Origin of the sequence: Streptomyces sp. XM83C, assembly GCF_023072675.1 — a bacterium.
Lineage (GTDB): Bacteria > Actinomycetota > Actinomycetes > Streptomycetales > Streptomycetaceae > Streptomyces > Streptomyces thermocoprophilus.
On record NZ_JALLGL010000075.1, the window covers coordinates 1 to 21,911 of the forward strand.

19 protein-coding genes and 1 pseudogene are annotated in these 21,911 nt (G+C 73.6%); 8 read left to right on the forward strand and 12 right to left on the reverse strand.

Annotation, left to right across the window (positions count from 1 at the left end; all coding sequences use genetic code 11):
- Positions 1-94: 94 nt before the first annotated feature.
- The 4 genes and pseudogenes from MTQ10_RS11340 to MTQ10_RS11355 all read right to left on the reverse strand — a co-directional run.
- Positions 95-2,550, reverse strand: a pseudogene (locus MTQ10_RS11340) (ATP-binding protein); the annotation flags it as partial.
- 24 nt (positions 2,551-2,574) lie between these two features.
- Positions 2,575-2,892, reverse strand: coding sequence for a UBP-type zinc finger domain-containing protein (locus MTQ10_RS11345; RefSeq protein ID WP_247465589.1), 318 nt, complete (start codon positions 2,890-2,892; stop codon positions 2,575-2,577).
- A gap of 137 nt (positions 2,893-3,029) precedes the next feature.
- Positions 3,030-4,493 (reverse strand): ATP-binding protein, encoded by a 1,464-nt coding sequence (locus MTQ10_RS11350; RefSeq protein ID WP_247465540.1) that lies wholly within the window; start codon positions 4,491-4,493, stop codon positions 3,030-3,032.
- Entirely contained in the window at positions 4,490-6,166 is a 1,677-nt protein-coding gene (locus tag MTQ10_RS11355; RefSeq protein WP_247465543.1) for an FAD-dependent oxidoreductase, read from the reverse strand. Before MTQ10_RS11355 ends, MTQ10_RS11350 begins: the two co-directional genes overlap by 4 nt.
- Positions 6,167-6,411: 245 nt before the next feature.
- Between MTQ10_RS11355 and MTQ10_RS11360 the strand changes: the two genes are divergently transcribed.
- Positions 6,412-7,284, forward strand: a complete 873-nt coding sequence (locus tag MTQ10_RS11360; RefSeq protein ID WP_247465547.1) for a universal stress protein — start codon at positions 6,412-6,414, stop codon at positions 7,282-7,284.
- 3 nt (positions 7,285-7,287) lie between these two features.
- On the opposite strand, the gene MTQ10_RS11365 is transcribed toward MTQ10_RS11360, so the two are convergent.
- From MTQ10_RS11365 to MTQ10_RS11380, 4 genes are all read right to left on the reverse strand, one after another.
- Entirely contained in the window at positions 7,288-8,523 is a 1,236-nt protein-coding gene (locus MTQ10_RS11365) for a DUF4032 domain-containing protein (protein ID WP_247465552.1), read from the reverse strand.
- A 69-nt stretch (positions 8,524-8,592) separates the two neighbouring features.
- Complete coding sequence (locus MTQ10_RS11370) at positions 8,593-9,339, reverse strand: MBL fold metallo-hydrolase (RefSeq protein WP_247465555.1); 747 nt, start codon at positions 9,337-9,339, stop codon at positions 8,593-8,595.
- Between the two features lie 54 nt (positions 9,340-9,393).
- Positions 9,394-10,581 (reverse strand): acyltransferase family protein, encoded by a 1,188-nt coding sequence (locus MTQ10_RS11375; RefSeq protein ID WP_247465558.1) that lies wholly within the window; start codon positions 10,579-10,581, stop codon positions 9,394-9,396.
- A 66-nt stretch (positions 10,582-10,647) separates the two neighbouring features.
- Positions 10,648-11,274 carry an alpha-ketoglutarate-dependent dioxygenase AlkB gene (locus MTQ10_RS11380; protein WP_247465561.1) on the reverse strand — a complete coding sequence of 209 codons (627 nt, stop codon included), beginning with the start codon at positions 11,272-11,274 and terminating at the stop codon, positions 10,648-10,650.
- Positions 11,275-11,392: 118 nt separating this feature from the next.
- On the opposite strand from MTQ10_RS11380, the gene MTQ10_RS11385 reads away from it, so the two are divergent.
- Positions 11,393-12,025 (forward strand): TetR/AcrR family transcriptional regulator, encoded by a 633-nt coding sequence (locus MTQ10_RS11385; protein WP_247465563.1) that lies wholly within the window; start codon positions 11,393-11,395, stop codon positions 12,023-12,025.
- A gap of 14 nt (positions 12,026-12,039) precedes the next feature.
- Positions 12,040-13,722 carry an FAD-binding dehydrogenase gene (locus MTQ10_RS11390; protein ID WP_247465565.1) on the forward strand — a complete coding sequence of 561 codons (1,683 nt, stop codon included), beginning with the start codon at positions 12,040-12,042 and terminating at the stop codon, positions 13,720-13,722.
- Positions 13,723-13,760: 38 nt separating this feature from the next.
- Here the strand turns inward: MTQ10_RS11390 and MTQ10_RS11395 are convergent, their stop codons facing one another.
- Positions 13,761-14,117: a DUF488 domain-containing protein gene (locus tag MTQ10_RS11395; RefSeq protein WP_247465567.1), complete on the reverse strand. Its 357-nt coding sequence runs from the start codon at positions 14,115-14,117 to the stop codon at positions 13,761-13,763.
- A 155-nt stretch (positions 14,118-14,272) separates the two neighbouring features.
- On the opposite strand from MTQ10_RS11395, the gene MTQ10_RS11400 reads away from it, so the two are divergent.
- Complete coding sequence (locus MTQ10_RS11400) at positions 14,273-15,697, forward strand: M1 family metallopeptidase (RefSeq protein WP_247465569.1); 1,425 nt, start codon at positions 14,273-14,275, stop codon at positions 15,695-15,697.
- A gap of 65 nt (positions 15,698-15,762) precedes the next feature.
- Here the strand turns inward: MTQ10_RS11400 and MTQ10_RS11405 are convergent, their stop codons facing one another.
- Positions 15,763-16,017 carry a WhiB family transcriptional regulator gene (locus MTQ10_RS11405; protein ID WP_247465571.1) on the reverse strand — a complete coding sequence of 85 codons (255 nt, stop codon included), beginning with the start codon at positions 16,015-16,017 and terminating at the stop codon, positions 15,763-15,765.
- A gap of 194 nt (positions 16,018-16,211) precedes the next feature.
- Complete coding sequence (locus MTQ10_RS11410; protein WP_247465573.1) at positions 16,212-17,111, reverse strand: LysR family transcriptional regulator ArgP; 900 nt, start codon at positions 17,109-17,111, stop codon at positions 16,212-16,214.
- 86 nt (positions 17,112-17,197) lie between these two features.
- Between MTQ10_RS11410 and MTQ10_RS11415 the strand changes: the two genes are divergently transcribed.
- Together MTQ10_RS11415 and MTQ10_RS11420 are read left to right on the forward strand one after the other, a co-directional pair.
- A complete protein-coding gene (locus tag MTQ10_RS11415) occupies positions 17,198-17,815 on the forward strand; it encodes a LysE/ArgO family amino acid transporter (RefSeq protein WP_247465575.1) in 618 nt (205 codons plus the stop codon).
- A gap of 108 nt (positions 17,816-17,923) precedes the next feature.
- Positions 17,924-19,252 carry an MFS transporter gene (locus MTQ10_RS11420; protein ID WP_247465578.1) on the forward strand — a complete coding sequence of 443 codons (1,329 nt, stop codon included), beginning with the start codon at positions 17,924-17,926 and terminating at the stop codon, positions 19,250-19,252.
- A gap of 24 nt (positions 19,253-19,276) precedes the next feature.
- Here the strand turns inward: MTQ10_RS11420 and MTQ10_RS11425 are convergent, their stop codons facing one another.
- Positions 19,277-19,726 (reverse strand): cyclic nucleotide-binding domain-containing protein, encoded by a 450-nt coding sequence (locus tag MTQ10_RS11425; RefSeq protein WP_247465581.1) that lies wholly within the window; start codon positions 19,724-19,726, stop codon positions 19,277-19,279.
- Between the two features lie 459 nt (positions 19,727-20,185).
- On the opposite strand from MTQ10_RS11425, the gene MTQ10_RS11430 reads away from it, so the two are divergent.
- Entirely contained in the window at positions 20,186-20,620 is a 435-nt protein-coding gene (locus tag MTQ10_RS11430; protein WP_247465583.1) for an ATP-binding protein, read from the forward strand.
- 183 nt (positions 20,621-20,803) lie between these two features.
- A complete protein-coding gene (locus MTQ10_RS11435) occupies positions 20,804-21,625 on the forward strand; it encodes a SigB/SigF/SigG family RNA polymerase sigma factor (RefSeq protein ID WP_247465586.1) in 822 nt (273 codons plus the stop codon).
- Positions 21,626-21,911 lie beyond the last annotated feature (286 nt).

Sequence of the window (21,911 nt, forward strand, 5' to 3'; positions counted from 1 at the left end):
TCCGCTGCCTCAAGCGGTTCGTCGCCCGCGAGATCTACCACGTCCTGACCATCACCAACGCCACCGCAGCGGCCCCGAATCACCTCACAACCGCTGCTTGACATCCATAAGAGCATCCCTCCGGCCCCTGCGCGGCCCCTCGGCACCGTGACCGGCCGCCTCCCGCGCCAGCCCCACCAGCTCGGCCGCCGTCTCCGCCCATCGCGCGACCCCCGCCCCGTCGCCGCCCCGCCGCAGCTCCTGCGCCCGGTCCGCGACCGCGGCCAGCGCCAGAGCCGCCAGCCGTACCGACGCGTCGGCAGGCCCGGCAATGCCGTCCGACAGCGCCGCCACCGTCGCCCGCGCCCGCTGCACCGCGCCGTCCGCGTCACCGCGCAGCGCCGCCGCGTCCGTCAGCACCACGCCCGCCACCAGCGTGCCCAGCCAGTCGAACGGCCCGTCCAGCAACGCCCGCGCCCGCTCCTCGGCCGACGCGTCACCCCGCGCCAGCGCCACGTACAGTGCCGGGCCCACCGTGTAGCCGCCCGACGCCGGCAGCACCGTCGTGTCCGCCGCCGAGGCCCGCGCACACGCGTCCCAGTGGCCCAGCGTGTACAGCGCCAGCAGCTGCAGATACCGCATCTCCATCGGATACGGCGACGACAGCAGGCCCGCCCGGCGCGCCCGGTCCAGACCCTCCGCCACCCACGGCAGGCACTCCTGCGGCTCACCGGCCTCGAAACAGCCCACCGCGATCTGGAACAGCGCCCGCATCTCCACCGGCGCGCTCCCCGCCTCCCTGGCCAGCTCCCGCGCCCGCGCCAGCCGCTCCCGGCCCTCCGGGGAGCGCCGCGAGCCGCCCTCCAGACCCGTGAGGGAGATCAGCAGATCCGCCTGCGCGTCCCGCATCCCCAGCTCACGCGCCGCGTCCAGCGCCCTCCTGCCCACCGTCAGCGCCGTGTCCGTGTCGCCCAGCTGACGCGCCGCCAGCACGTGCGTCGCCGCCGCCCACACCCACGTACGGCTCGGCGGGTCCGCGCAGATCAGCTCCAGCGCCTCGCTGCTGTGCCGGAACGCCGACTCCAGCGCGTCCACCCCCAGCAGGTTCCCGGCCAGCGTGTACCGCACCCGCGCCGCGAGCTCCGAGTCCGTGTCCCCGCCGATCCCGGCCAGCGCCGCCCGCGTCAGCGCCACCGCCCGATGCCCGTCCCCGGCGTGCGCGGCTGCCGCCGACGCCCGCAGCATCAACGCGACCCGGCCCTCGCCCGCCGGCCGCCGCTCCGCGTCCACCGCCGACCACAGGTCCAGGGCCGTCTCCAGTTGCCGCAGCTCCTCCGCCGGCGCGCCCACCCGCCGCGCGTGCCCCGCCGCCTCCAGCGACGCCGCCAGCGCCTCCGGCAGATCATGGCTCTCCCGGTAGTGGTGTGCCCGCTCCGCCGCGTTCTCCGCGCCGCGCCCCCGCTCGCCCAGCAGCCGCGCGAACGTGCCGTGCAGCCGCGCCCGCTCACCCGGCAGCAGATCCCCGTACACCGCCTCCCGCGCCAGCGCGTGCCGGAACGTGTACGTGTCGCCGTCGCCCGCCACCAGCACCTGCCGCCCCACGGCCTCCCGCAGCGCCGACTCCAGCTCCTCCTCCGGCAGCCCCAGCGCCGCCCGCAGCAGGTCGTGCTCCACCCGCCGGCCCGCCACGGCCGCCGTACGCACCACACGCTGAGCGGTCTCCGACAGCTGCTCCACCCGGATCAGCAGCACGTCCGCCAGCCCGCTCGGCAGCCCGCCCGCCCCCGAGCCGGCCGCCGCGAGCAGCTCCTGCGCGTAGAAGGCGTTGCCCTCCGCCCGCGCCACGATCCCGCGTACCGTCTCCTCCGGCAGCGGAGTCTCCTCCAGCGCCCGCACCAGCCGCGACACCTCCGCCTCCGGCAGCGGGCGCAGCTCCAGCCGCTCCACCACGGGCAGCCGGACCAGCTCCGCCAGCACCGGACGCAGCGGATGCCGGCGGTGCAGATCGTCCGAACGGTACGACGCCAGCACCGCGAGCCGCGGCGCCCCCGTCCCCTGGAGCACTCCCCGGCTCAGCAGGAACCGCAGCAGATCACGCGAGGACTGGTCCGCCCAGTGCAGGTCCTCCACGATCAGCAGCAGCGGCGCCACGTCCGCGACCGCGGCCAGCAGCCCCGCCACCCCCTCGAACAGACGCAGCCGCCCGCCGGAGTCCCGCACCTCCTCCGGCGCGCCGCCCAGCAGCCGCTCCACCACCGGGTGGGCGGCCCGGACCGCGGCGAAGCGCTCGTCGGCCGCGATCCGGCCGAGGATCTCCGTGAACGGCAGATACGGCAGCCCCACATCGCCCAGATCCACACAGTGACCGGTCAGCACGGTCGTCCCCGCCCCGGCCGCCCGCACCGCCGCCTCGTCCAGCAGCCGGGTCTTCCCGACGCCCGCGTCACCCGACACGAGCACGGCGCGCGGCTCGCCCGAGCGGGCCCTGTCGAGCACGGCGGTGAGACGGGCGAGTTCCTCGGTGCGGCCGACGAGCGGCGCGGTGAACGGGATGTGCTGCACGGTCACCATCCTGCCGCGTCGGCGCCGGCCCGGTCAGCGCAGGGTTCTCGCCCAGTCCGCGGGCACCCGGCCGGCCGGGCCCGGGGCGGGCTGGTCGGCGGGGCGGCTTGCCGGGGGAGCCAGCGCCGGGCCGTCCGCGTACAGCTCGCCGGTGGAGTAGTCCCAGAACCAGTCCTCCCCGGGTTCGAAACTCTGCACGAGAGGGTGGCCGGTGGTGCGGAAATGGGCCGTGGCATGCCGGGCGGGCGAGGAGTCGCAGCAGCCGACGTGCCCGCACCGGGCGCACCGCCGCAGATGGAACCACCAGCCGCCGGCCTGCTCGCACTCCAGGCAGCCGGTGCCGCTCGGCACGGCGGTGGGGTCGACGCCGTCCGGAACGGCCGCACCCTCGCCTCCGCCGGGTCCGGTCGTGCCGTCCCCTGCGCCGGGTCCGGTCACGCCGCCCCCTCCGCCCGGTCCGGTCGTGCCGCCTCCTGCGTCCGGTTCCTTCATGCCGTCTCCTCGTCGGGTGCGGTGCCGGGATCGTCGGCGGTGAGCGGGAGCAGCACCCGGAAGCGGGTGTCGCCGGGTTCGGAGTCGACCTCGATGCTCCCGCGGTGCTTGTTCACCACGATCCGCCACGAGATGTCCAGGCCCAGGCCGGTGCCCTGCCCGACGGGCTTGGTGGTGAAGAACGGGTCGAAGATGCGGTCGCGGATCTCCGGCGGAACGCCCGGCCCGGTGTCGCGGAACTCCACCGTCAGCCGGTCGCCGCGGCGGCCGGTCCGCACGGTCAGGGTGCCGTCGCCGCCCGAGTCGTTGATCGCGGCCACCGCGTTGTCGACGATGTTCGTCCACACCTGGTTCAGCTCCGCCGGGTACGCGGGGATCCTCGGCAACGTGCGGTCGTAGTCCTTGACGACCTCGATGCGCCGGCCCGTCTTCCCGGAGAGCATCAGCAGCGTGGAGTCCAGCAGATCGTGGACATCGGCGATCTGGTAGGGGGCACGGTCGAGCTGCGAGTACTGCTTGGCCGCGTCGACGAGACGGGAGACCCGGGCCGTGGAGTCCTCGATCTCGTCCATGAGGAGTTCGGTCTCCACCGTGTAGTTCAGCCAGCCGACCGCCCCCGGCAGCATGTCCTCGTCCACCGCCGCGGCCACCTGCTCCAGCCAGTCCACGTCCAGCCCCGCCTGCACGAAGGCGGGCGCGATCCGCCAGCCCTCGGGGATGCCGTGGTCGTCCAGCCAGTCGGTGAGGACGTCCTCCCGGTCCGAGGCCTCCAGAGGGCTCAGGGCGGGAGCCTTCCCGACGCGTTCGGCGGTCCGCTCCTGGATCTCGATGAGACCGGCGAGCCGCTCACGGTCGTACGGGCCCGAGGAGATCACGGACAGCTTGTGCCGCATCTTCGCCACCCGCTCCCGCAGCGTGGCCGTGGCCCGCACGGCCGCCGCCGCGGGGTTGTTCAGTTCGTGCGTCAGCCCCGCCGACAGCGTGCCCAACGCCAGCAGGCGCTCCCGCTGGCCGATGGTGCGCTGGCTGTTCTTCGCTCCGAAGAACAGGCCCTCCAGCAGATGCACCGCCATCGGGAACCACTCCCGCATGATCGACGCGAAAGTGTCCGCGGGCAGGACGAAGAACCGCGTCGGCTCCGTCACCCGCATCGAGTTGTTGTAGACCTGCGGCACCCGGTCACCGAGGTAGGCCTGCATCGCCCCCGCGTACACCCCGCGCTGCGAGGTGCGGTTGACCTCCACGTCCTCGTCACCGACCCGCCGGTACAGCACCACCGTGCCCTCGATCATCACGTAGAAGCAGGTGGCGGGTGTCCCCTCCGTGTACACCGGGCCCGGCTCGAACAGCTCGACGCGGCCCTCACCGCACAACCGGCCCAACTGCTCCGGCGTGAGCTTCTCGAACAGGAACAGGGAGCCGATCTCGGCGGGACTGCACGGCATCGTACGGCCGCTCATGACTGCTCCAGATAACGGTGGACGAGCATCACGGCCATCGCTCCCTCTCCCACGGCGGACGCGACCCGCTTCGCCGACTCGGCCCGCGCGTCGCCCGCGACGAACACCCCGGGCACATTCGTCTCCAGGTGGTACGGCGGCCGGTCCAGCTGCCAGTCGGCCGGCGGGCGCCCGTCGGCCGTCAGGTCCGGGCCGGCCAGGATGAAGCCCCGCTCGTCGCGCAGCACCGTCCCGTCCAGCCAGTCGGTCAGCGGCGCCGCCCCGATGAACACGAACAACCAGCCCGCCTCGACCTGTTCGATACGGCCCATGTCCACGTCCCGCAGGGTGAGCCGCTCCAGGTGGCCGGTGCCGTGCGCCTCGGCCACCTCCGTGCGGGGGCGGACGAAGATGTTCGGCGCCTCCTCGATCTGCTGCACGAGATAGTGCGACATCGTCGACGACAGCGACGCGCCGCGCACCAGCAGCGTCACCGACTTGGCGCCCCGCGCCAGATACATCGCGGCCTGGCCCGCCGAGTTGGCGCCGCCGACGATGTACACGTCCTGCCCCCGGCAGGACGACGCCTCCGTCAGCGCCGAGCCGTAGAACACCCCACAGCCCGTCAGATCGTCGCAGCCCGCCGCGTCCAGCCGCCGGTACTGCACCCCCGTCGCCAGGATCACACTGTGCGCGGAGACGGCCGAACCGTCCGAGAAACGCACCGTGCGCGCCGCGCCGTTGACCTCCAGCGCGGTCACCTCACGTGCGGTGAGGATCTCCGCGCCGAACCTCGCCGCCTGCCGCCGCGCCCGGTCCGTCAACTGCGCGCCGGACACCCCGTCGGGGAAACCCAGGTAGTTCTCGATACGGGAACTCTGCCCCGCCTGCCCGCCCGTCGCCGACCGCTCCACCAGCACCGTGCGCAGCCCCTCCGACGCGCCGTACACCGCCGCGCCCAGCCCTGCGGGACCGCCGCCGATGACCACCAGGTCGTAGAAGTCCGCCGTCGGCGTCGTCGCCAGACCGACCCGCGCCGCCAGCTCCGGCGCGTCCGGCTCCACCAGGGTGCCGCCGTCCGGGGTCACCACCAGCGGCAGCCGCCGCTCGTCCGCGCCGGCCGCCGCGAGCAGCCGCCGCCCCTCCGGCTCCTCGGCGCTGTACCAGCGGTACGGCACCTGGTTGCGGGCCAGGAACTCCCGCACCTCCGAGGAGCGCGCCGACCAGCGGTGCCCGACCACCTTCGTGCTGGGCACGGGGCGGAAGTCGCTGCACCGCCACGCCTGGATCAGATCGTCCAGCACCGGGTACAGCTTCTCCTCGGGCGGGTCCCACGGCTTGAGCAGATAGTGGTCCAGGTCGACGACGTTGATCGCGTCGATCGCCGCGCCGGTGTCCGCGTACGCGGTCAGCAGCACCCTCCGCGCCCCCGGATACACGTCCATCGCCTGTTCCAGGAACTCGATGCCGTTCATCTCCGGCATCCGGTAGTCGGCGAGGATCACCGCCACCACATCGCCCCGCAGTTTCAGCTCCCGCAGCGCCTGGAGCGCCGACTCGCCGGACTCGGCGCGCACGATGCGGTACGACTCGCCGTACCGGCGCCGCAGATCGCGGGCCACGGCGCGGGAGACCCCCGGGTCGTCGTCCACGGTCAGGATGACGGTCCGGCTGACGTCGGCGGCCTGTGCCATGCGTCTCCCACCCCGAGCGGTCGGCGTCGCGGCACGGCCGCGGGCGCGCGGCCGGGCCGGCTCGACGCCCATCGTATGTGCGTTCGCCCCGCGCCGCGCGGTCGTCGACGCGGGGCGGGCAGGCCGGGGATCGGGCCCGGGTTTACGCCCCGTGCCCACGAAGGACTCCCGGCCCAAGGTCATGAACGGCGGATTACGGGACACTGGTGATCCAGAACCGGATGTCGACGCGAGGAGGCGGCCATATGACCGGGCCGATCACGGCAGGGGTGGACGGGACCGAGGAGAGCCTGGCCGCTCTGGACTGGGCGGCCCGCGAGGCCGTACGGCGCGGACGGCCCCTGCGGGTGGTGCACGCCTGGCAGTACCAGCCGGACGCCGCCCCCGATGTGGCCGGCCGGGAGGCGCAGGAGCAGTGGGTGCGCGACGCCGCCGAGGCGGCCGTGCGCGGCGTCGCCGACCGCCACCAGGGCCTCGAGGTGACCACCGACGTCGTCGAGGGACCCGCCGTGGAGACCCTGCTCGGCGCGGCGGCCGACGCCGAGCTGCTGGCACTCGGCTCGCGCGGCCACGGCCCCCTCGTCGGCTTCCTGCTGGGATCCGTCGGACAGCAGGTCATCGCCGAGACCACCCGGCCCGTCGTCCTGGTCCGGGCCGGTGACGAGGCGAGCGGCGAGGCCGCCGGCCGGGAGATCGTCGTCGGCCAGCACGGCGACCCCGAGGACAGCGCCGACGTCCTGCGTTTCGCGTTCGAGACGGCCGCCGCCCGCGGCGCCACCGTCCGCGCGGTGCGCGCCTGGACACTGCCGCCGGTGTTCGCCTACAGCCCCGCCTCGCTGAAGCTGCTCGACGACGCGGGCGGCCTGGAGCCGTACGAGCGCACGGCGCTCTCCGACGCCGTACAGCCCTGGCGCGACCGCTTCCCCGACGTGCCCGTCGTCGAGCACGTCGAGATCGGCAGCGCCGGACAGGTGCTGCTGTCCGTCGCCGGCCGCGCCCAGCTGATGGTGGTCGGCCGCCGCGCCCGCCGCACGGCCGTCGGCGCCCGCATCGGCTCCGTCGCGCACGGCGTCCTCCACCACGCCGGCTGCCCCGTCGCGGTCGTCCCGCACAGCTGACGGTCACTCCGGGACCGTCGGCTCCAGCGTCTCCCGCGCCTTCGGCAGGATGTTCCTGATGTAGTCCTCGACCGCCGTGTCCAGCCCGATGTCGTGCTGCGCGCGCTCCGACAGGTACCAGCGGTGCTCCAGCAGTTCGTGGTAGATCTCCGCCGGGTCCATGGTGCCGCGCAGCTCGACCGGCACGGCCCGCACCGTCGGCCGGAACACGTCCCGCACCCAGCGGTGCGCCAGCACCTCGGGGCGGGCGGCGAGGGGATCGCCGGGCGCGTGGTCGTCCTGGGTCGCCATCCACGACTCCAGGTCGTTCAGCAGCCTGCGCGCCTGGTTCTCCTCGGCGTCCAGGCCCGTCAGCCGCAGCAGCTGCCGCTGATGGTGCCCCGCGTCCACCACCTTCGGCACGAACGTCACACTGTCGCCGTTGGAGGAGTGCTCGATCTGCATCTCCGCCACGTCGAAACCGAGATCGTTCAGCCGGCGGATACGCCGCTCTATGTAGTGGTACTTGCCCGCCGGGTACACCGAGGTGCGGGTCAGCTCCTCCCACAGGGCGGTGTAGCGGGCGCAGATCTCCGCGCCGAACTCGACCGGGTCCACCGACGGGTGCAGCGCCCCGGACGCCTCCAGGTCCAGCAGCTCCCCGCTGATGTTCACCCGGGCCAGATCGAGATCGTAGTCCCGCTGGCCGCGGCTGAGCCGTGGATGCAGGTCGCCCGTCTCGGCATCGACGAGGTACGCGGCGTAGGCGCCCGCGTCCCGCCGGAACAGCGTGTTCGACAACGAGCAGTCACCCCACGCGAACCCGGCCAGATGCAGCCGCACCAGCAGCACGGCGAGCGCGTCCATCAGCCGGTGCATGGTCGCGGGCCGCATCGTCGTCTCGAACATCGAGCGGTACGGCTGCGAGCCCCGCAGATGCCGGGTGACCAGCACCGGCTCCAGCGGGGCCCCGGAGTCGTCGGTACGCCCGGTGACCACGGCGAGCGGATCGACGGCGGGGATGCCGAGCCGGTCCAGATCGCGCAGCAGCTCGTACTCGCGCAGAGCCGGCCGCTCCGCCAGCTCCTTCACGGCGATCACCTCGGCGCCGGCCCGGGCGTAGCGGACGACGTGCCGGGAGATGCCGCGGGGCAGCGGCACGAGGTACTCCTCTGGCCACTCCTCCAGCGGCAGATGCCACGGCAGTTCGAGCAGGAGCGCGGGGTGCTCCGGGTTGGTGGCGCTGATCTGCAAAGCCATGGCCGAAGCCTAAGCCTGACCAGCGGGTACGCCGACGCCCCGGGCCCCGGCCGTGCGCTCGGACCGGTGTCACACCGCGAGTTCCCGCGCCCGCTGGGCCGCCTCCCGCACCGGGCCCCGGCGCAGCGGTCCGTGGCCGGGGAGCATCACGTCGGCGTCCAGTTTCTCCAGGACGTCGAGGGAGGCGACGGTCCGTTCCCACTGGTGGTGGAACATGTCGGGCAGCAGTTGCGGTCCCTTCACACGGGATGTGGGATGCCCGCTGACCAGGGCGTCGCCGGAGATCAGCACGCCCGCCTCCGGCAGGTGGAAGGCGCAGTGGCCGAGGGTGTGGCCCGGGGTGTGCACCGGCACCGGGCGGCCGGGCAGGTCCAGCGGCAGCGACACCTCGAACGCCTCCGGCGCGGTCACCGGGACGTGCGCGGTGCCGCCGGAGCGGATCGCGTGCAGCGCCCACGGCAGGACGCCGGGCCGCCAGCCGTTGGCGAGGACCGTGCCGACGGACACCTGGTGCAGGAACTCCCGGCGCGCGTGCGGTACTTCCGCCTCGTGCAGCCGGACCGGTGTGCCGTGCTCGGCCCGCAGGTACTCGGCGGAGCCCAGGTGGTCGGTGTGGGCGTGCGTGATCAGGACGGCGGCGACGGCCTCGGGCGAACTGCCCAGCTGCGCCAGGGAGTCCAGCAGCAGCGGCCGGTCTCCCGGGTATCCGGTGTCCACGAGGGTGGCGGTGTCGCCGTCGGTGAGGACGACCCAGTTGGTGTTGCTGCCGTGCACCAGATAGGTGCCGTCGGCGACCTGCTGTACCTCTGCCCGCATGTCCGTCCCCCCGCGCGTGGAGTGTTCCGGCCCGACGGGGGACAGCAAAGCAGATCAGCGGGGCGCAGCGGCAGTCCGCATCCCGAACAGCACCCGGCCGGCAGCAGTACGGCGCACCCCGTACTCGTACAGCAGCAGGATCACCGCGAGCGTGCCGGCCACGATCACCGCGTACTTGACCGGCGCCGGCGTGTCCCAGCCGATGACGCCGTACGCCACGGCGACCAGCACCGGCTGGTGCAGCACGTACAGCGGGAGCGCGGCGACGACGAGGTAGGCGCGGGCGCGGCGTGCGGTTCCGGGCTCCCGCGAGGCCGCGCGCCTCGCGCTCCGCCGCCGGTCCAGCGCGCCGAGGATCGCCAGGACCCAGCACCAGCCCGCCGCGCCGAACAGCGCCCGTGTGCCCGCCGCGAAGGGCGAGCCGTCGGTGAACGGATCGTCCAGGGACATGAACCCGGGCGCGGTCGCGGCGAACAGGGCGAGCCCCAGCACCCCGGCCGGCACCGTCAGCCGGCGTGTGGCGGCGCGGACCCGGTCGTCGCCGGCGAGGGCATGGCCGTACAGGAAGAACACCAGGTACGCCCAGCGGTTCCAGCCCGCGAGGCCCTCCTCCGTGCCGGTCGCGTCGATCGCGGCGAGCGGCACGGCCGGCAGCCACAGCAGCGCGGGCCGGCGCCCCACCGCTTCCGCCGCGCGTCCGCCGTGCCGGGCGAGGACGTCCGCGGCCGGGGCGAGCAGCAGGCCGAACGCCAGCAGCAGGACCACGAACCACAGATGGCCCGTCTCGAAGAAGCGGCCGTCCAGCACGAACGGGAAGTCGGCGGGATCGGGCCGCACGCTGAGGAAGCGCAGCCAGAAGGAGCCGTACGGCTCGTGGTGCCCGCCGGCACGCTCCCGCAGCCACTGCGGCAGCGGGTTGAGCACGAGCGTGGCGAACACCAGCGGCACGCCCAGCCGCAGCAGACGTTCCCGGGCGAAGCCGCCCGGCCCGCGGCGGGCCAGCGAGTGCCGGGCGCCGATCCCCGCGACGAGGAACAGCATCGGCATCGCCCACACCACGCCGAGGCCGGCGAGGACGGTCACCGCGTCGGTGGTGTCCCGGTTCTTGACGTAGTAGTCGTCGTCGGGGGAGAAGACCAGTGCGGCATGGAAGAAGACCAGCCCCAGCACGACGAACGTGCGCAGCAGGTCCAGTTCCCCGCGTCGGGCGGCGGGCGCGGGGCGTGCGGGCTCCGTCGGCATCCGGCCTCCCCCCTGTGCGGCCCAGTGTGGGGGAGGGGGCGTACGGACGACAGCGTTCCGGCGTGGTCAGCGCACCCCGTGCGGGCGGAACTGCACGCTGATGCGGGGCCCGGTCGCGCGGGCGGTCTTCGGTACGCAGTGCTCCCAGGTGCGCTGGCAGGAGCCGCCCATCACGATCAGGTCGCCGTGCCCGAGCGGGCGGCGCACGGTGCTGCCGCCGCCGACCGGGCGCAGCAGCAGGTCGCGGGGTGTGCCGACGGAGAGGATCGCGACCATGGTGTCCTCGCGGGCGCCCCGCCCGATCCGGTCGCCGTGCCAGGCCACGCTGTCCCGGCCGTCGCGGTAGTAGCACAGCCCGGCCGTGGTGAACGGCTCGCCCAGCTCGGCGGCGTAGTGCGCGGACAGCGCGTCGCGCGCCTCGTCCAGCACCGGGTGGGGCAGCGGGTCGAAGGCGCCGTAGAAGGCCAGCAGGCGGGGGACGTCGACGACCTGGTCGTACATCGTGCGGCGCTCGGCCCGCCAGGGGACCTCGGCCGCGAGGTGCTCGAACAGGGCGTCGGCCCCGGTCAGCCAGCCGGTCAGGACGTCGATCCAGGCGCCGGAGCCCAGCTCGGTCCGCTCGACGGCGGCGAGCGTGCCCAGCTCGAGCCGGTCGGCCTGGTCGAACAGCGAGGCCTGGAGGTGCGTGCTCATGACTCCAGCCTAACCCCGTATTCGAAAATCTGTTCACATCGGTCGGCTTGTGGAGTGCAGACCTCTTTCGATGCATCGATGTATCGAATACATTCACGTATCGAACGGAGGTCCAGTCATGGCGGCGGAGGGAACCACGGTCCCGCGCGTCACCCGTCGGAGGGTGCGGACACGGGCCAGGCTGCTCGACGCCGCGTTCGCAGTGTTCGCCGCCAAGGGCTTCGGACGGGTCTCCATCGAGGAGGTCTGCGACGCCGCCGGCTACAGCCGCGGCGCCTTCTACTCCAACTTCGGCAGCCTCGACGAGCTGTTCTTCGCGCTCTACCGGCAGCGCGCCGATCTGATCGCCGAGCAGGTCGCCGGAGCGCTCGCCCAGGACGGACCCGACCTCGACGTGCACGCCTCCGTCGACCGGGTCACCGAGGTGCTCCTCCTCGACGTGGACTGGCTGCTGGTCAAGACCGACTTCCTGGTGCACGCCGCCCGCGCCCCCGAGGTCGCCCGGACCCTGCTGGAACACCGCGACCGCCTGCGGGACACCATCGCCGGCCGGCTCGCCCGCGCCGCCGGCGGCACCGCCCTGCCCGCCGTGCTCGGCGACGCCGACGGAGCCGCCCGCGCGGTGGTCGCCGCCTACGACGGGGTCACCGTCCAACTGCTGCTGGACAAGGACGTCGAGCACGCGCGTTCGTGGCTGAAGCAGCTGCTCACCGCCCTGCTGACCGACGGCAGCGGCACACGGCAACAGTGAAGGGGAACGCTCGCATGGGTCGTACGGACGCCGATGTCATCGTCGTGGGAGCCGGCCTCGCCGGACTGGTCGCCGCGCACGAGCTGACCAGCCGTGGCCGCAAGGTCGCCCTCGTCGACCAGGAGAACGCCGCCAACCTCGGCGGACAGGCCTACTGGTCCTTCGGCGGGCTCTTCCTCGTCGACTCGCCCGAGCAGCGCCGCCTCGGCATCAAGGACTCCTTCGACCTCGCCTGGAGCGACTGGCAGGGCAGCGCGCAGTTCGACCGGGTCGACGACGAGGACTCCTGGGCGGTGCGCTGGGCCCGCGCCTACGTCGAATGGGCGGCCGGCGAGAAACGGTCCTGGCTCAAGGGGCACGGCATCGAACTGCTGCCCACGGTCGGCTGGGCGGAACGCGGCGACCTGCGCGCCGACGGTCACGGCAACTCCGTGCCCCGCTTCCACATCGCCTGGGGCACCGGCACCGGCGTCGTCGGACCGTTCGCCGACCACGCGAAGAAGGCCGCCGCGGACGGGCTGCTCACGTTCCGCCACCGCCACCGCGTCGACGAACTTCTCGTCGACGGAGGCGCCGTCCGCGGCGTCCGCGGCACGCTGCTCGCCCCGGACGACTCCCCGCGCGGCGCGGCCTCCAACCGCGAGCCGGTCGGCGAGTTCGAACTGACCGCCCAGGCCGTGATCGTCACCAGCGGCGGCATCGGCGCCGACCACGATCTGGTACGCCGCCACTGGCCCGAACGGCTCGGCACCCCGCCCGCCGAGATGGTCACCGGCGTCCCCGCCTACGTCGACGGCCGCATGCTCGACATCAGCGCAGCCGCCGGCGCACGCCTCGTCAACCGCGACCGCATGTGGCACTACACCGAAGGCCTGCGGAACTGGAACCCCGTCTGGCCGGGCCACGGCATCCGCGTCCTGCCCGGCCCGTCCTCCCTCTGGTTCGACGCGCTCGGCCGCCGCCTGCCCGACCCCTGCCTGCCCGGCTACGACACCCTCGGCACCCTGAAGCACCTGCGCACCACCGAGGACATCGCCGGCCACGACCACTCCTGGTTCATCCTCACCCGGAAGATCGTCGAGAAGGAGTTCGCGCTCTCCGGCTCCGAGCAGAACCCCGACATCACCGCCAAGGACAAGCGGGCCGTGCTGCGCGACCGCCTCCTCGGCAAGGGGGCGCCCGGCCCCGTCAACGACTTCCTGCGGCACGGCGCGGACTTCGTCGTCGCCGACACCCTGGAACGCCTCGTCGACAAGATGAACGCCCTCACCGACAAACCGCTCCTCGACGCCGCCGCGATACGCCGTCAGATCGAGGCCCGCGACCTGCAGATCACCAACCCGTACAGCAAGGACGCCCAGGTGCAGGGCATCCGCAACGCCCGCCGCTACATCGGCGACCGCCTGGGCCGCGTCGCGACCCCGCACCGCTTCCTCGACCCGGCCGCCGGCCCCCTCATCGGCGTCAAGCTGCACATCCTCACCCGCAAGACCCTCGGCGGCATCCAGACCGACCTCGACTCCCGCGCCCTCGGCACCGACGGCACCCCGGTCGAGGGGCTGTACGCGGCGGGCGAGGTCGCCGGCTTCGGCGGCGGAGGGGTGCACGGCTACAACGCCCTGGAGGGCACCTTCCTCGGCGGCTGCCTCTTCTCCGGCCGAGCGGCGGGGCGCGCGGCGGCGGCCCGGACGGCCTGACCCCCCGGACGGCACCCAGCGGCTCGGCCGGGTGCCGCCTACTTCTCCTCGCGGAGCAGGCCGGCCAGCACGGCGGCATGGCTGTGCTCCGGGTCCTTCGAGGCCGTCAGCAGCGTCACCTGCCCCGCTCGGGCCGACCCGCGCAGCCCCTCCAGGAGCCCGGCCGCCTCCTCACCCGCCAGCTCGGCCTCGTACCGTTCGCGGAACTCCTCGAACGAGCCCTCGCCCGCGTGATACCAGCGGCGCAGCTCGGTCGACGGCGTCAGACCCTTCGGCCACTCGTCGACACGGGCCGCGTCCTTGGCGAGCCCGCGCGGCCACAGCCGGTCGACGAGGACCCGCAGCCCGTCGTCCGGCTCGGGCGGTTCGTACACGCGACGCACACGGACGCTCATCACACGGCCCCTTCGGGTTTCGGGCGGACCCCACCGACCCTATGGTCCGAACCGGCGGTACGCCGCACGACTTGACCTGAACGAGGGGGACTTCGCGGCGGACGGCTCCTAGGGTGAGGGCCGTCGATCACCCTCCACCCCCCCAAGGAGCACACGTGGCGCACTCCGGGCAGCCCCCTGCCAGACGCACCACCGTCCTCAGCCGTACGGCCGTCGCGGCCACGGTCCCCGTCGCGCTCGCCGCGCTGCTCGCGGCCGCGTCGCCCGCCGCGGCCGGCCCCGTCGGCACCGCGGGCGCGGGCGACCCCTACTTCCCCCTCGCCGGCAACGGCGGCTACCACGTCCACCACTACGACCTGACGCTCCGTTACGACCCCGGCAGCCGCCACCTCGACGGGCGGGCCGTCCTCACCGCCCGCGCCACCCGGACCCTCAGCCGCTTCGACCTCGACTTCTCCGGCCTGAACGTCACCGGCCTCACCGTCGACGGCACCCCCGCCCGCTTCCGGCGCGAGGGCCAGGAACTCGTCGTCACCCCACGCCGCACCCTGCACCGCGGCCACACCTTCCGGGTGACCGTCACCTACTCCGGCACACCCCGGCCGGTCACCGACCCCGACGGCTCGCTCGACGGCTGGATCCCCACCGACGACGGCGCGTTCGTCGCCGGGGAACCGCAGGGCGCCATGACCTGGTTCCCCGCCAACAACCACCCCCTGGACAAGGCGTCGTACGACTTCACACTGACCGTCCCGGCCGGCCGCACCGCCGTCGCCAACGGTGTCCTCCTCGGCAGCCGCACCGCCCACGGCCGCACCACCTTCCGCTGGCGGCAGAGCGAGCCCATGGCCGCCTACCTCGCCACCGCCACCATCGGCACCTTCCAGGTGAAGCAGTACACCACCCGCTCCGGCATCAAGGTCTACGACGCCGTCGACCCGCGCGAGGCGAACGCCGCCGCACCCGTGCTCGGCAAGCTGCCGTCCGTCCTGGAGTGGGAGAGCCGCCTCTTCGGCCCCTACCCCTGGCGCGCCGCCGGCTCGATCGTCGACCACGCCCCGGACGTCGGCTACGCCCTGGAGACACAGACCCGGCCGGTGTACGACTCCGCGCCCGACCTCGCCACCCTCGTCCACGAGAGCGCCCACCAGTGGTTCGGGGACTCCGTCTCCCTCACCACCTGGAAGGACATCTGGCTCAACGAGGGCTTCGCCACCTACGCCGAGTGGCTCTACGCCGAACAGCACGGCGGACGCAGCGCCCAGGCCGCGTTCGACGAGCTGTACGCCCTGCCCGCCGACGACGAGCTGTGGGAGTTCCCGCCCGCGGACCCGGGCAGCGGCGCGAACATCTTCGGCACGCCCGTGTACGCGCGCGGCGCGATGACCCTGCACCAGCTGCGCCGGGCCGTCGGCGACCGCGCCTTCCTGCGCATCCTGCGCGCCTGGGCCGACGCGCACCGCCACGGCCACGGCACCACCGCGCAGTTCGAGCGGCTCGCCGAGCGGATCTCCGGACGACAGCTCGGCACACTGTTCCGCACCTGGCTCCACACCCCGGGCAAGCCGCCCGCCGCGTGACGGCACGAGGGGCGGCGCCACGGCCGACCGGCGGTGCCGCCCCTGATACCCCTCAGGCCCCGCGCTCAGCCGGGCCCGCGGTGGGCGTTGGCGCGGTGCCTGGCGAGCGTCCGGCGCTCCGCCTCGTCGGTGCCGCCCCAGATCCCGAGGGCCTGCCCGGTGCCGAGGGCGAAACGCAGGCACGGCTCCCGCACCGGGCAGCGCCGGCACACCGCCTTGGCCTGCTCCGCCTGGACCAGGGAGGCACCGGACGTGCCGAGCGGGAAGAACAGGTCGGGGTCCTCCGTACGGCACGCCGCACGCTCTCGCCAGTTGCCCATCGACGTCACCCTCGTCCACGTCCCGCACCGGACGCCACAGGGCGGCGTCCGGTGCTCGCCATGGCCGTATTGCGGCCTTCCGGATGAATAACTCGCTTTCGGGTCGCCTGTCGATGGTTGTGCGAAACGAAAAATTCCGGACACTCCGGCGCGCGGCCCACAGCCGGCCGGACATGCCTCCCGCGTCCCGGCCCTCAGCGGCGCAGCGCCTCCGCCGCCGCGGCGGCGACCGTGTCGGCCACCGCCGCCAGCGCGGGGGAGTCCAGCTTCCACTGCTGCCAGTGCAGGGTCGTGTCCACCGGCCGGTCGGGCGCCAGCTCCACCAGCCGGCCCGCGCGCAGCAGCGGCACCGCCTGCTGCTCCGGCACCATGCCCCAGCCGAGCCCGGCGGCCACGGCCGCGAGGAAACCCTCCGAGGTGGGAATGCAGTGGCGGCGTTCGCTCGCCCCGCGCCGCCCGTCCCACAGGTCGCGCACGAAACCGTCCTGGAAGTCGTCGACCCGGTCGAAGACCACCACCGGCGCCTCGGCCAGCGCCTCCCGCAGCCCGCCGCGCACATGCTCCTCGGCGAACCCGGGTGCCGCCACCGGCAGATACCGCATCCGGCCCAGCACCCGCACGGAGCAGCCCGGTACGGGCTCCGCGGACGAGGTGACCGCCGCCATCACCCGGCCCTCGCGCAGCAGCGCCGCGGTGTGCGCCTCGTCCTCACGGTGCAGCTCGAAGCAGAGCCGCAGCGCGGCCGGCACCCGGGTGAGAGCGTCGAGGAACCAGGTCGCCAGCGAGTCGGCGTTGACCGCGACCGACACCCTCGTCGACGCGCCCGCCCCGCCCATGCCCAGCTCGGCCTGCGCGTCCCGCTCCAGCCGGGCCACCTGGCGGGCCAGCCGCACCAGCACCCGCCCCGACTCCGTCGGCTGCACCGGCTTGGTCCGCAGCAGCAGCACCCGGCCGGTGCGCTGCTCCAGCGCCTTCACCCGCTGGCTCACCGCGGACGGTGTGACGTGCAGCGCCGCCGCGGCCGCGTCGAAGGTGCCCTCGTCCACCACCGCCAGCAGGGTGCGCACCTGGTCCAGGGGAAGCTCGCCCGTCATGCCCACGTCCTCGTCTTCACGATGCCTAATGATAGGTAAGAATCTTTAGCTGTACGTGCGGTGATCGCCTCCGTACCGTCGAGGACATGTACAGCTCCCTCGCCGCCGCTGCCGCCGGTTTCGGCACCGGTCTCTCCCTCATCGTCGCCATCGGCGCCCAGAACGCCTTCGTCCTGCGTCAGGGCGTCCGCCGGGACGCGGTCCTCGCCGTCGTCGGCATCTGCGCCCTGTCGGACGCCGTGCTCATCGCCCTCGGCGTCGGCGGTGTCGGGGCGCTGGTGGTGACCTGGCCGGGGCTGCTGACCGCCGTCGGCTGGACTGGCGGCGCCTTCCTGATCGGCTACGGCCTGCTGGCCGCCCGCCGGGTGCTCACGCCGGCGGGGGAGGGGCTGCGCACCGACGGGGAGGCGGCCGGGTCGCGCCGCCGGGCCGTACTGACCTGCCTCGCCATGACCTGGCTCAATCCGCATGTCTACCTGGACACCGTGTTCCTGCTCGGCTCCATCGCCGCCGACCGCGGCCCGCTGCGCTGGACCTTCGGTCTCGGCGCGGCCCTGGCGAGCCTGTGCTGGTTCGCCGCCCTGGGCTTCGGCGCCCGGCTGCTCGGACGGTTCCTCGCCCGGCCCGCCGCCTGGCGGGTCCTCGACGGCCTCGTCGCCGCGACCATGATCACCCTCGGTGCGAACCTGGTCGCGGGCGCCTGACCCGGCCGAGGTCCGCCGAACCCCCCTTCGGGGTCGGCGCGGAGCCGCCCCGAAGAGCGTGTCACACTGTTCGGCGACCGAAAGATGTAGCGACCAACCAGGAACTCCGTGGACGCCGGCGAGCGCAGCAGCGACAGCACCACCACCGACGACGGACCCCGGTACGGCCGGCCCGCCCCGGGCACCGGGGACGGCCCGCCGCGCAGGGGCTGGCGCCGCTGGGCGATGGACACCCGCCCGCTGCGCCGCCCCGCCTACCGCCGCCTGTGGGCCTCGACCGTCGTCACCGCCGTGGGCAGCCAGCTCACCGCCGTCGCCGTCCCCAAGCAGATCTACGACATCACCGGCTCCTCCGCCTGGGTCGGCTACGCCGGCCTGGCCGGGCTCGTCCCCATGGTCGTGTTCGCCCTGTGGGGCGGAGCCGTCGCCGACGCCGTCGACCGCCGCAAGCTGCTCCTGGTCACCAACACCGGTATCGCCGTCACCTCCCTGCTGTTCTGGCTCCAGGCGGTCGCAGGACTGGAGTCGGTGGCGGTTCTGATCGTGCTGCTCGCGCTCCAGCAGGCCTTCTTCGGCCTCAACTCGCCCGCCCGTACCGCCTCCATCGCCCGCCTCGTCCCCGCCGAGGAGCTGGCCGCGGCCAACGCCCTCGGCTCGACCGTGATGCAGACCGGCCTGGTCGTCGGGCCGTTGCTGGCCGGCGCCCTCATACCCGTCATCGGACTGGGGGAGCTGTACCTCATCGACGCGCTCGCCCTGTGCGTCACCGTGTGGGCCGTCGTGCGCCTGCCGGCGCTGCCGCCGCTGACCGGCGCCGTGAAGCGGCGCGCCGGGGTGCGGCAGATCGCGGAGGGCTTCCGCTACATCTCCGGCCACAAGGTGCTGCTGCTGTCGTTCCTCGCCGACATCGTCGCGATGGTCCTCGGCATGCCCCGCGCCCTCTTCCCGCAGCTCGCCGCGGAGACGTACGCCCCCTGGGGCGAGGGTCTCGCCCTCGGTCTGCTGTTCGCGGCGATCCCCGTCGGCGCCGTGCTCGGCGGGCTGTTCTCCGGCACGTTCTCCCGGGCGCGGCGGCACGGCCTGATGGTGATCGGCGCGGTCGTCGCCTGGGGCGTCGCCGTCACCGGATTCGGGCTGAGCCGCGATCTGTGGCTCGCGGTGGTGTTCCTGGCCGCGGCGGGCGTCGCCGACATGGTCTCGATGGTGTTCCGCGGGGCGATCCTGCTCTCCGCGGCGACCGACGAGATGCGCGGCCGGATGCAGGGCGTCTTCACCGTTGTCGTCGCGGGCGGTCCGCGGCTGGCGGACGTGCTGCACGGCACGGCCGGCGCGGCCTTCGGCCCGCGCGCCGCCGTCGCCGGGGGCGGTCTCCTCGTCGTCGCGGTGATGCTGGTCCTGGCGGCGGCCGTGCCGGCACTGCGCCGCTACCGGGTGTGAGCGACACCCGGCCGGACGGCGCGGTCAGTGGGAGCGGCGTATCGAGTACTGCTCCATCAGCTTGTTGCGGGTCGTCTCCAGCCGGTAGGCGAGGATCTCGGCGACGATCCGCATCAGGGTGAGCCCCAGCGCGGGGTCCTCCTCGCACAGCCTGAGGACCTGCTGGGCGTCGAACTCGTACGCCCGTACGGGGCTGAAGGCCTCCGCCCCGAAGTCCCACTCGTACGGCGGGAAGAGCCACGACCAGCCGAGCAGATCGCCCGCGCCGAGGGTCGCGACCGTCACCCGCTGGATGGACGTCACCTGCTGGGTCAGGGAGACGGAACCGGAGCGCACCACCCAGAACCGGTCGGCCCTGCCGCCCGGCTCGAAGATGCGGGCGTCCTCCGGGAAGGAGACCTCCTGCGCCAGTTCCATCAGCCGGGCGCGCTGGGGCGGGGGCAGGGCGTTGAGCAGTTTCGTCGCTTTGGTCATGGCGCGGGGCTCCTCGCCGGGCGAGCGGATGCGGTGCTTTCCCTATGCCCATTTCAGCCGCTGATCGCGGTACGGGCACCTCGGCGGAGCGCGATTTTCCCGCGGGTTCCTCCAGCGGGCATGAAAAAGCCCTGGCTGGACGGGGGAAACCAGCCAGGGCCGTAGGCGGTGGTCACGGAGGACGGTTCCGGTCGACCCCGTCACCACGTATGCATGAACGATAAACCATCTCGGGTGGCGGGACGAAATCGAAAGCGGGTCACGTGACCCGTTTCACTCCGTTCCCCGGCACGCACGCACAGTCCGCGAGGGCGCCGAGGACCGGTGCACCGCGTGATCGAGGTTTGCGCCCGGCCGCAGAGGTCAGCCGGACACAGTGGGACATGCCGTACCACAGGGGGCGGCCGGCGGGGCCGGGCAACCCGTGACGGACATCCGAGACGACTCAGGGAGCGACAGGTGCGCGCGAAGCACGGGACCGAACGCCCGGCCGACACCCCCACAAGGACGGGGAACGGTCCGTGGCAGCCCGCCGACGTCCGCCGAGCGGTACGGCGGGCCGTGACACGCAGGTGCCTCGACCGAGGCACGGACTACGACGAGACGGCCCTGGCCGACGCCCTGCTCGTCGCCTCCGAACTGGCCAGCAACGCCGTCCTGCACGGCGGGGGCGTCACCGGCTTCACCGTCGTCGCCGACGACGCGGGCATCCGCATCAGTGTCAGCGACCGCAACGACGGGTTGCCCGTCACCATGCCCCGCTTCGACGCCGAAGGGCGCCGCCGCATCGGCGGCCGGGGCTGGTCCATCGTCCGCCGCCTCTCAGCCGACGTACGGATCGTGCCCCTGCCCGGAGGCGGCAAGCGGATCACCGCCCTCGTCGCGACCCGCTGACACCCCCCGGGGGCACCCCGGGAGAAACCGGAGGATTCCCGCGTTCCGATCGGCGTTTGCGGCACAGGCCGAGGGGCACACGCACTTTCGTGCTTCGGACCGGAGGCGCGCCGAGCGGGAGCCGTGGCCGAAAGGGCCCCTCCCGCGGACATCCCTCGACAGTCCTGTCCAGGAGCGATCCGCATGAGCATCGACACCACCACCAGCCCCGCGGCCCCCGCCCGCCATCCGCGCCCGCACGACGACGCCCCGGACACCGCCGCGCAGTTCGCCCGCATGGCCGAACTGCCCGCCGGACCCGAACGCGACGCCCTGCGCGACGCCCTCGTCACGGCCTGGCTGCCCATGGCCCACCGCATCGCCGGCCGCTTCCGAGACCGCGGCGAATCCCTCGAGGACCTGCGCCAGGTGGCCGCCCTCGGCCTGGTCAAGGCGGTGGACCGCTACGACCCGTCCCGCGGGGCCTTCGAGAGCTACGCCGTCCCCACCATCACCGGCGAGGTCAAGCGGCACTTCCGCGACCGGATGTGGGCACTGCGCGTGCCGCGCCGGGTGCAGGAACTGCGCAACAAGGTGCGCGTCGCCCGCCGCGACCTCACCCAGCACCCCGGCACCCCCGAACCGACCGTCGCCGCCATCGCCGCCCACACCGGCCTCACCGAGGAAGAGGTGGCCACCGGGCTGGAGGCGCTGGACAGCTTCAGCACGCTCTCCCTCGACGCCGAGGTCTCCTCCGACGACGACGGGTACAGCCTCGCGGACACGCTGGGCGAGACCGACACGTCGTACGACGTCGTCGTCGACCGGGAGTCCGCGAAGGAGGGGCTGCGGCATCTGCCCGAGCGGGAGCGGGCGATCCTGTACATGCGGTACTTCGAGGACATGACGCAGAGCCGGATAGCCGACCGGCTCGGCATCTCGCAGATGCACGTGTCGCGCCTGATCAGCCGTAGCTGCGCGCGTGTACGGGCCGAGGCGCTCGGACGCCGGACGGGCCCGGCGTAACCCCCTTCGCGCAGTTCCCCGCGCCCCCTTTTGCCACCGGCGTGCCGGTGACGCCGGGGGTGCGCAGTTCCCCGCGCCCCTTTTCACCGGCGTGCCGGTGACGCCCTTGTGCGCAGTTCCCCGCGCCCCTTTCGGGGTGCGTGCGGTTTCGTTGTTCATCGCGGGCCGGTGGGGGCTGGTCGCGCAGTTCCCCGCGCCCCTTGTGTGTGCCTGCGGCATCGTTTCCACCTGCGGGCCGGTGGGGGTGTTCGCGCAGTTCCCCGCGCCCCTGATGCCTGCGGCGGCC

What these genes read in the sequence shown, in the direction of transcription:
- MTQ10_RS11390 (WP_247465565.1), top strand. Translation starts at nt 12,040, where the DNA reads ATGGGTCGTACGGACGCCGATGTCATCGTCGTGGGAGCCGGCCTCGCC.
- MTQ10_RS11370 (WP_247465555.1), bottom strand. Translation starts at nt 9,339, where the DNA reads ATGCGGGCAGAGGTACAGCAGGTCGCCGACGGCACCTATCTGGTGCAC.
- MTQ10_RS11410 (WP_247465573.1), bottom strand. Translation starts at nt 17,111, where the DNA reads ATGACGGGCGAGCTTCCCCTGGACCAGGTGCGCACCCTGCTGGCGGTG.
- MTQ10_RS11415 (WP_247465575.1), top strand. Translation starts at nt 17,198, where the DNA reads ATGTACAGCTCCCTCGCCGCCGCTGCCGCCGGTTTCGGCACCGGTCTC.
- MTQ10_RS11425 (WP_247465581.1), bottom strand. Translation starts at nt 19,726, where the DNA reads ATGACCAAAGCGACGAAACTGCTCAACGCCCTGCCCCCGCCCCAGCGC.
- MTQ10_RS11435 (WP_247465586.1), top strand. Translation starts at nt 20,804, where the DNA reads ATGAGCATCGACACCACCACCAGCCCCGCGGCCCCCGCCCGCCATCCG.
- MTQ10_RS11360 (WP_247465547.1), top strand. Translation starts at nt 6,412, where the DNA reads ATGACCGGGCCGATCACGGCAGGGGTGGACGGGACCGAGGAGAGCCTG.
- MTQ10_RS11405 (WP_247465571.1), bottom strand. Translation starts at nt 16,017, where the DNA reads ATGGGCAACTGGCGAGAGCGTGCGGCGTGCCGTACGGAGGACCCCGAC.
- MTQ10_RS11380 (WP_247465561.1), bottom strand. Translation starts at nt 11,274, where the DNA reads ATGAGCACGCACCTCCAGGCCTCGCTGTTCGACCAGGCCGACCGGCTC.
- MTQ10_RS11355 (WP_247465543.1), bottom strand. Translation starts at nt 6,166, where the DNA reads ATGGCACAGGCCGCCGACGTCAGCCGGACCGTCATCCTGACCGTGGAC.
- MTQ10_RS11350 (WP_247465540.1), bottom strand. Translation starts at nt 4,493, where the DNA reads ATGAGCGGCCGTACGATGCCGTGCAGTCCCGCCGAGATCGGCTCCCTG.
- MTQ10_RS11365 (WP_247465552.1), bottom strand. Translation starts at nt 8,523, where the DNA reads ATGGCTTTGCAGATCAGCGCCACCAACCCGGAGCACCCCGCGCTCCTG.
- MTQ10_RS11395 (WP_247465567.1), bottom strand. Translation starts at nt 14,117, where the DNA reads ATGAGCGTCCGTGTGCGTCGCGTGTACGAACCGCCCGAGCCGGACGAC.
- MTQ10_RS11385 (WP_247465563.1), top strand. Translation starts at nt 11,393, where the DNA reads ATGGCGGCGGAGGGAACCACGGTCCCGCGCGTCACCCGTCGGAGGGTG.
- MTQ10_RS11375 (WP_247465558.1), bottom strand. Translation starts at nt 10,581, where the DNA reads ATGCCGACGGAGCCCGCACGCCCCGCGCCCGCCGCCCGACGCGGGGAA.